This is a genomic window from Streptomyces sp. NPDC004788 (assembly GCF_053601115.1).
Window position 1 is genome coordinate 218807 of record NZ_JBSGBF010000002.1, and the last position, 6715, is coordinate 225521.

Annotated in this window: 8 protein-coding genes; 5 read left to right on the forward strand and 3 right to left on the reverse strand. The window is 71.1% G+C overall.

What is annotated here, in order from left to right; genetic code table 11:
• The first annotated feature begins 34 nt into the window (after nt 1-34).
• Genes ACWEJX_RS02065 through rpsR form a run of 3 tightly spaced genes read left to right on the forward strand, consistent with a single transcriptional unit; the run spans nt 35 to nt 1712 of the window.
• Nucleotides 35-280: a type B 50S ribosomal protein L31 gene (locus ACWEJX_RS02065; RefSeq protein ID WP_451605629.1), complete on the forward strand. Its 246-nt coding sequence runs from the start codon at nt 35-37 to the stop codon at nt 278-280.
• Nucleotides 280-1431 carry a CobW family GTP-binding protein gene (locus ACWEJX_RS02070; protein ID WP_451605630.1) on the forward strand — a complete coding sequence of 384 codons (1152 nt, stop codon included), beginning with the start codon at nt 280-282 and terminating at the stop codon, nt 1429-1431. Before ACWEJX_RS02065 ends, ACWEJX_RS02070 begins: the two co-directional genes overlap by 1 nt.
• 44 nt (nt 1432-1475) lie before the next feature.
• Entirely contained in the window at nt 1476-1712 is a 237-nt protein-coding gene (gene rpsR, locus ACWEJX_RS02075) for a 30S ribosomal protein S18 (RefSeq protein ID WP_451605631.1), read from the forward strand.
• Between the two features lie 241 nt (nt 1713-1953).
• Here the strand turns inward: rpsR and pstS are convergent, their stop codons facing one another.
• Nucleotides 1954-3024 (reverse strand): phosphate ABC transporter substrate-binding protein PstS, encoded by a 1071-nt coding sequence (gene pstS, locus ACWEJX_RS02080; protein ID WP_451605632.1) that lies wholly within the window; start codon nt 3022-3024, stop codon nt 1954-1956.
• A 446-nt stretch (nt 3025-3470) separates the two neighbouring features.
• Between pstS and ACWEJX_RS02085 the strand changes: the two genes are divergently transcribed.
• On the forward strand, nt 3471-4205 hold the full coding sequence (locus tag ACWEJX_RS02085) for a DUF899 domain-containing protein (RefSeq protein WP_451605633.1): 735 nt from the start codon (nt 3471-3473) through the stop codon (nt 4203-4205).
• Between the two features lie 65 nt (nt 4206-4270).
• Here ACWEJX_RS02085 and ACWEJX_RS02090 read toward each other — a convergent pair whose 3' ends face one another.
• Nucleotides 4271-4675 carry an FKBP-type peptidyl-prolyl cis-trans isomerase gene (locus tag ACWEJX_RS02090; RefSeq protein ID WP_451605634.1) on the reverse strand — a complete coding sequence of 135 codons (405 nt, stop codon included), beginning with the start codon at nt 4673-4675 and terminating at the stop codon, nt 4271-4273.
• 273 nt (nt 4676-4948) lie between these two features.
• Here ACWEJX_RS02090 and ACWEJX_RS02095 point away from each other — a divergent pair, with 273 nt between their 5' ends.
• A complete protein-coding gene (locus tag ACWEJX_RS02095) occupies nt 4949-5722 on the forward strand; it encodes a GNAT family N-acetyltransferase (protein ID WP_451605635.1) in 774 nt (257 codons plus the stop codon).
• Nucleotides 5723-5862: 140 nt separating this feature from the next.
• Here ACWEJX_RS02095 and ACWEJX_RS02100 read toward each other — a convergent pair.
• A partial coding sequence (locus ACWEJX_RS02100; protein WP_451605636.1) for an ABC transporter substrate-binding protein occupies nt 5863-6715 on the reverse strand: 853 nt, incomplete at its 5' end.

The window sequence follows — 6715 nt, forward strand, 5'->3', positions numbered from 1 at the left end:
CACTCCTGACCCCCGAGCGTCGAAAGGTCCTGCCATGAAGCCCGGAATCCACCCCGCCTACGAACCCGTCGTCTTCCGCGACTCCGCCTCCGGCACCGCGTTCCTCACCCGGTCGACCATGACCAGCGACAAGACCGTCGAGTGGGAGGACGGCAACACCTACCCGGTCGTGGACGTGGAGATCTCCTCCGCGAGCCACCCCTTCCACACGGGCACGGCGCGCGTCCTCGACACCGCCGGCCGCGTCGAGAAGTTCCAGCGCCGCTACGGAGCGCGTTGATGGACCGGGGACACCGTCTGCCCGTCGTGATCGTCGCCGGACTGCACGCCGACGCCCGCAAGGAGGTCGTCGAGCGGCTCCTGTGCACCGTCCCGGGGAGCGTGGCGCTGCACCACGACCTCGCCGGCGCGCCCGACGGTACGGTGCTGCGTCTCGTACGCGACGCCACCGGAACCGTCTCCTCCGGCGAGACGCCCCTGGTCAACGACTGTGCGTGCTGCGCGCTGCGCGAGGACCTGGTCCCGGAGCTGGAACGGCTGGCGCACAACGGTCCGACCCGGCTCGCCGTGGTCGAGCTGTGGGACTCGGTCGAACCGAGGGCCATGGCGGAGGTCATCGTCCGGCACGGCGGTGACCACCTGGCCCTGACGAACGTGATCACCGCCGTGGACCCCGCGCTCGTCCTGCCCTGCCTCGGCAACGGCGACGACCTCGCCGAGGCCGGCCTCGCCGCCGCCCCCACCGACCAGCGGACCGTCGGCGACACCTTCGCCCGCCAGCTGGAGTACGCCCCCGTCCTCGCCGTCGTCGACAACGACGCGGCCGACGACGAGGACCACGTCCTCCTCGCGCAGCTCCATCCCACCGCGCGGCGCGTGCCGGCCGGTTCCGGGGAACTCGCCGAAGCCGCGTTCGCCGGCTTCGACGTCGAGGCCGCGGCGGCCGCCCAGCACCCGGCGTGCGCGCTGCTGCCCCAGGACGCCGACGAGGCCGGTGTGGCCACCTACGTCTGGCACCGGCACCGGCCGTTCCACCCCGAGCGGCTGTACGCGGCACTTGAGGATCTGTGCTGTGCGGCGGCCCGCAGCCGCGGGCGGTTCTGGCTCGCCGACCGCCCGGACACCCTGCTCGCCTGGGACGCGGCCGGCGGCGCGCTGTGCGTGGAGAGCGCCGGCCCCTGGCTGGCGTCGCTGCCCGACGCCGCCTGGGCGATGGTCCCGCCGATGCGCCGCGCCGCCGCCGCGCTCGACTGGCACCCCGAGCACGGCGACCGCTGCCAGCACCTCGTCTTCACCTCACCCGGCCTCGACCGCGACGGGCTCGAACGGCTCCTCGACTCCTGTCTCCTGACGGACGCCGAATACCGGGCGGGGCGCGAGGCGTGGAAGCACCTGCCCGCCGCGTTCGACGCACTGCTCGACGCCGCCTGACCTCGTACGACCCCACCGAAACGCTCACTCGAAGGAGCCGCCTCATGGCCCGACGCCCCGACACCCGCAAGCCCGTGAAGTCACGCCCCAACCCGCTCGACGCGGCCGGCATCACGTACATCGACTACAAGGACACCGACCTGCTGCGGAAGTTCGTCTCCGACCGGGGGAAGATCCGCAGCCGCCGCGTCACCCGCGTGACGGCCCAGCAGCAGCGCGCCCTCGCCACCGCCGTCAAGAACGCCCGGGAGATGGCCCTCCTGCCGTACGCGAGCCGCTGATCCGGGAGCCTACGCCCGACCGGGCCTGTCGGCCCTGCTGCGCCGGAACGCCGAACAGAGCACCGAAACGGCTGCGCCGACTCCCGGACCCTCCATCGCGCCGTCACCCGCTGGACCGGCCACACCCCCAGCGAACTGCGCCGCCGGCTCTCCGCGCCGCGAACGCGCTGACCGCCGCCTCGCGGCCGGCCCCGGTCACCCGAGCAGAGGGGCGAAGCGCGTGCTAGGCGGACGAGGTGGGTCAGGACAGCGTGCTGACGACCTTGCGGACCTCGGTCGCCACGGACGTGGGCAGCGGCGCGTAGTGGTACGCGTCCAGCTCGGCCTGGCCCTCCTCGCTCGCGGTGTACGTGAGGAAGGACTTGAGCGCGGGCAGCCCGTCGGGCTGGTTGCCGGTGTCGCAGACGATCTCGTACGTCACGAGCACGATCGGGTACGCGCCCTCGGCCCTGGTCCGGTAGTCGAGTTTCAGCGTGAGGTCCTTGCCTTCGCCCGTGATCTCGGCCTGCGCGATGCCCAGCGACGCGCTCCGGGGGGTCGGCGGGACCGGTTCGGCGGCGCCGGTGGCGATGCGGACCGTCGCGATCTTCCGTTCCACGGCGAAGGACAGCTCGAAGTAGCCGATCGCGCCATCGGACTGCGTCACCGCACGGGAGACACCGTCCGAACCGCTGGCCGACTGGCCGCCCTGGGCCTGCCACTTCTTGTCGGCCGGGTACGGCCAGGACTTCCGTGCCGCGCCCCGGAGGTAGGCGTTGAAGTTCTGCGTGGTACCGGAGTCGTCCGCGCGGTGCAGCGGGATCACGTCGATGTCCGGCAGCGTCGTACCGGGGTTGAGGCGCTGGATCGACGGGTCGTTCCACCGGGTGATCCGCCCGTCGAAGATCCGGGCGAGGGTCGGCGCGTCGAGGACGAGATCGCTGACTCCGGCCAGGTTGTAGCCGATGGCGACCGGGCCGCCGGCCATGGGCAGGTCGATGGCGCGACCTCCGGGGCACACGTCCTTGGTGGATTCCACGTCCTCCGGGCTCAGCGCCTGGTCCGTGCCCCCGAACGTGGTCGCGCCGCGCTGGAACTGGGCGACGCCCGCCCCCGAACCGAGCGGGTTGTAGGCGACCTGGACGTTCTTGCAGGCGAGCTGGTACTGCCGGATCCAGCGCTCCATCGCGTTCTGCTGGGCTGACGAACCCGACCCGCTCACCTGTCCGGACGGGGCGCATTCGACGTGCGGCGCGGCCTCCGTCGACGGCGGCTCGTCCGCTCCGTCGGAGCCGCCCGCGCAGCCGGCGAGCAGCGCGCCGCCCAGCGCCACCGCGATGGCCCCTCTCCATCGGCCGGACCGTCCCGAACGCCGGAAACGCACCGTGATCCTCCTTGGGTGTAGCTGGATGTCGCTCAGATGATCACTGATGTTCCGGAGGCGGGATGGCGGGAAGGTGAACGGCAGGCGTCACCCGGCCGGCTTCCAGGTGAGCGAGGGCCCCGTTCGGCCGCCCAGGGCTCCCGCAGCCCCGGGGTCGACACGGAACGTGACGAAACCCTCGCACTGAGGCCCCCGCCGGCTCCCGCTGCCACGTGGCACAAGCACGGGCTGCCTCTAGCCTTGAAGGAGGAGAAGCTCCCGGGGTCCGGACCGAAGAGCGAGACGTTCGGACTCGCCGGCAGCAGACTCGGCCGCACCACCGGCACCTCCGTCCCACAACCCAGGAGCCCGCCCGGCGCGACGGGGCGCTTCCTCCCGCACAGGAGGGACAGGCGATGCACGAGCACAAGGTCGGCACGCAGGAGGAGTTCGAGGCAGCCCGAGAGGAGCTCCTGGCGCAGGAGAAGGAGCTCACGCGGCGCGGTGACGAGCTCGCGCGCAAGCGGAGGGACCTCCCCTGGGTACGGGTCGAGAAGGACTACCGCTTCGAGACCGAGAGCGGGACCAGGTCGCTCGCGGACCTCTTCGCGGGGCGCTCACAGCTGCTCGTCTACCACTTCATGTTCGGCCCGCCCTACGCGGCCGGATGCCCGGTGTGCTCCTCGATAGCGGACACCCTCGATCCCAACGCGGTTCACCTCAAGGCTCGCGACGTGACCCTGATCTGCTCCTCGCGTGCGCCGGTCGAGAAGCTCCTCGCCTACCGGGAACGGATGGGCTGGCACTTCGACTGGGTCTCTGCGGGCGGCGGCGACTTCCACCGCGACCTCGGCTTCCAGCACACGGAGGAGGAGCTGAGGCCGTTCCTCCAGGGCGGGATTCCCGCGACCGTGCGCCAGATGGCCGAGGCGTGCGGCACGGACGCGCTCGGCTACGTCACCGAGGGCCCCGGGCTGAGTTGCTACGCACGGTCGCAGGACACGGTCTACCGGACGTACGTCACCAGCGCCCGCGGCCTGGAGCCCGCCATGGCCTACTACGGCCTCCTCGACCGCACCCCGCTGGGCCGTCACGAGGAGGGCGAGGAGACCCACTGGCTGCGCCGACACGACGAGTACGAGGAGACCTGAGAGGGCGGCCTTTCGTGCGGTGCGGGGGCGTGGTGCTCGAAGCCGCCGAAGTCAGGAGGGGGGTGTCAGGGCTTGCTCCAACCGGCGGCGCCGGAGTACGAGTCGAGCAGGTCCACCACGAAGACCAGGGTCGAGCCCGCCGGGATCAACGGTGAGGGCGACTGCTTGCCGTAGCCGAGACGCGGGGGAACGATGATCTCGCGCCGGCCGCCGACCTTCATCCCTCTCACGCCCCGGTCCATGCCCTTGATGACCCTGCCACCGCCCAGGGCGAACTTGAACGGCTCGCCCCGGTCCCAGGACGCGTCGAACTCCTTCCCGGTCTCGAAGGTCACCCCGACATAGTGGACCCTGACCACCATGCCCGCCTTGACCTCGACCCCGTCCCCGACGACCAGATCCCGGATGGTCAGCTCGGCGGGTGCGTCACCCTTCGGAGCGTCGACCTCGGGCTTCGTCGGCTCACTCATCGCACCCTCATCACTATCCGCCGGAAACGCGTACGCATTGTCACACTACCGACAAGCCGGTCCCGCAGCAGGGCCGCCCCGAGGCCCTCACCGTGCCGGCCGGCGGGCAGGTGCGTCCGGGGCGGGGGTGAAGAGGGACGGAACCGTAGGACACCGACGAAGGCACGGGGCGCCGCCCTGGCGCTGCCGGCTCGCCCGGTCGCACAGGTGGCCCAGTCGGCCCGCACGGAATTGGCCCGCGCAGTGGGGCAGTTGCGCAGTACCGTAGGCGCAATGACAACACGATCCACACAGGCCGACCCGCCCATGTCCGTCACCCTGGCCGAGGCGCCGACACGTCAGGCCCGTAACTCCGCCGCCTTCTGGACCGCGACCGGCCGCTGCCGGGGGCACGAGGTCATCCGGCGTCGCGGATTCGTCGCGGTCGACGGCGACGCCCGCGCCGGCCTGCGGATCCTGATCCAGGAGCCGGACCTCGACCCGGGCGAACTGGCCGAGATCGGCGAGCTGGTACGCCGGGCCGCAGGTCCGGTGAACGCCGAGGATCCGTTCAGCTCGACCGACCTGAGCCACCTGGGCCTGCGCAACTGGCAGATGCCGGTCATGCTGCGCCCGCCGGGGCCCGTCGGCGAACCGGTGCCGGACCCGGACGTGTTCCGGGTACGGCGCGCCGAGGAGCTCCAGGCGGCCGAGCGGATCGTGATCGAGGGCTTCGAACTGGCCGGATTCGAGCCCTACCGTCCCGGCGAGCTGTTCCCGGCGGCGCTGATCGAGCAGCCCGGCGTGGACGTGTTCGTCGCCACGCGCGACGGCGTCCCGGCCGGAGCCGCCGTCAGCGTCGTGGACGACGGCGTCGGCAGCCACTACTGGGTCGGCACGTCGCCGGCCTTCCGGTCGCGCGGGGTGGGCCGTGCCGTCATGCTCGGCTCCCTCGCCCACCTGGCGGACCTCCCGCTCACGCTCACCTCTTCGAAGCTGGGCAGGCCGCTGTACGAGTCGCTGGGGTACGTCGCGGCGGCGCCGTCGACGTGGTGGGCGTCCCGGTGACAGCGCCGCGGTGAAGCCGGCCGGCTTCGAAACGACAGAGCGATGAGGCGGGCCCAGGTCACTGACCTGGGCCTTCCTCGTTCGAGCTCGGCTGGTGATCGGTCCCCCCCGGCCGACGTACTGGAAGGGGCCGGCTACGGCTACTTCACGACGCCGAGCGACGCGTAGTCGTACTGTCCGCTGTAGGCGCCGGCCGTGTAGACGTTCGTCAGTCGCGAGCTGCGCCAGATGATGTTCTTCTCATAGGTGAAGGGCAGGTAGAGCGCGTCCTCCGACACCTTCGTGTTGATCTGCTTGTAGATCTCGCCGGCCTTGTCCGGGTCGGTCTCCTTCAACGCCTTGTCGAACAGGCCGTTGACGTTCGGGTCGTTCAGCTCGGAGAAGTTGTAGTTACCGCTCTGCAGGATGAAGCGGCCGTCCACGAGCGGCTGCAGATAGCCCTGGCCGGTCGGGAAGTCGGCGCCCCAGCCCTGGATGATGATGCCGTAGCCCTTCTCCTTGACCACCTTCGGCGAACCGATGATGCCGGCGGTCTGGGCGCCGTCGAAGGCGTCGATCTGGGCGTCGATGCCGACGGCCTTCAGCGAGTTCTGCAGCGACTCGGCGGTGGCGATCTCGATCTTCTTGTTGTTGCGGACCGCGATCGTCGTCTTGAAGCCGTTCGGCTTGCCGCACTTCTTCAGCGCCTCCTTGGCCTTGGCCAGGTCGGGGGCGCCGGAGAGCTTGCCGTACGGGTCGGCCGTCGGGTCGGAACCCTTGATGGCCGGCGGGAGCATGTTCGGGGCGATGTCGCCACCGGCCTGCGGGCCGCCACGGGCGGTCTGCAGGGACTTGGAGTCGGCCGCGTAGATGATGGCCTTGCGGCACTCGATGTTCGGGATGACCGTCTGCGGGAACACCGCGTACCGGATGAAGCCGGTCTGCGGGTTGTCGACGTTCTCCTTGTGCTGCTGGAGCACCTTCTGGCGGGCCGCGGCGCCGACACCGGTCGCG

Bases quoted from the DNA above. Each gene is read 5' to 3' on its own strand.
- ACWEJX_RS02065 (WP_451605629.1), top strand. From the start codon at position 35: ATGAAGCCCGGAATCCACCCCGCCTACGAACCCGTCGTCTTCCGCGAC.
- ACWEJX_RS02070 (WP_451605630.1), top strand. From the start codon at position 280: ATGGACCGGGGACACCGTCTGCCCGTCGTGATCGTCGCCGGACTGCAC.
- rpsR (WP_451605631.1), top strand. From the start codon at position 1,476: ATGGCCCGACGCCCCGACACCCGCAAGCCCGTGAAGTCACGCCCCAAC.
- ACWEJX_RS02085 (WP_451605633.1), top strand. From the start codon at position 3,471: ATGCACGAGCACAAGGTCGGCACGCAGGAGGAGTTCGAGGCAGCCCGA.
- ACWEJX_RS02090 (WP_451605634.1), bottom strand. From the start codon at position 4,675: ATGAGTGAGCCGACGAAGCCCGAGGTCGACGCTCCGAAGGGTGACGCA.
- ACWEJX_RS02095 (WP_451605635.1), top strand. From the start codon at position 4,949: ATGACAACACGATCCACACAGGCCGACCCGCCCATGTCCGTCACCCTG.